We start from the raw sequence: 620 nt of genomic DNA on the forward strand, positions 1-620 counted from the left end.
TTCGTCGCGATGTCGACGACGCCATCGGCGGCCACGTCGGCGCGAAGCGCCGTCAGGCTCGCAAGCGCGCTGCTGATCTGGGTCTGTACAATTCCCGCAGCCGTCACGGCCTGCCCGTAAGCTAACGCCGTTGCCGCGGCGAAGGGAGCAGCCGCGGCAGCCGCATCACGCGCGGCCAGGATCAGATCGGCGGCGGCTGCCGCGACGGAAGACCCTGGCGTCAGCGAAATACCACCGGCCGCCGCACTCCTCTCGAGCGCCGCGATCAGGGCAGACCTGTTGGTCAGCGTCTGATCGACGATCAGGTTCGAGATGATGCGAGGGTCGGCATCCGCGACGCTGTGGACGTTCACACCCGGCTGGTTGCTCGAGGTGGTGATGGTGGGGTCGTAATTGGTATTGGTGACGACCGGTGCTCCGGGGGGGCCGAGCGGCATCATGTCGCCATCGGCATCATTGATGTAGGTCGGGGTCAGCAGCCGCGGGAAGATTCCGTCCGCAGCGCCAGCCTGGCTCTGACCTGGAAGGAGATGATTGTTACTGCCATCGACCGTTCTAAGGCCGATTGGCAGCAAGGATGCATCTTGACCGATAATATCGACAAGACTTTCACCCGCAAC

1 protein-coding gene is annotated in these 620 nt (G+C 64.0%); it reads right to left on the reverse strand.

What is annotated here, in order from left to right; all coding sequences use genetic code 11:
- On the reverse strand, positions 1-440 hold a 440-nt coding region (locus tag AC1DGP_RS35275; RefSeq protein ID WP_476833300.1), incomplete at its 3' end, for a hypothetical protein.
- Positions 441-620 lie beyond the last annotated feature (180 nt).

It is taken from the genome of Allobosea sp. 05T433 (genome assembly GCF_056396065.1).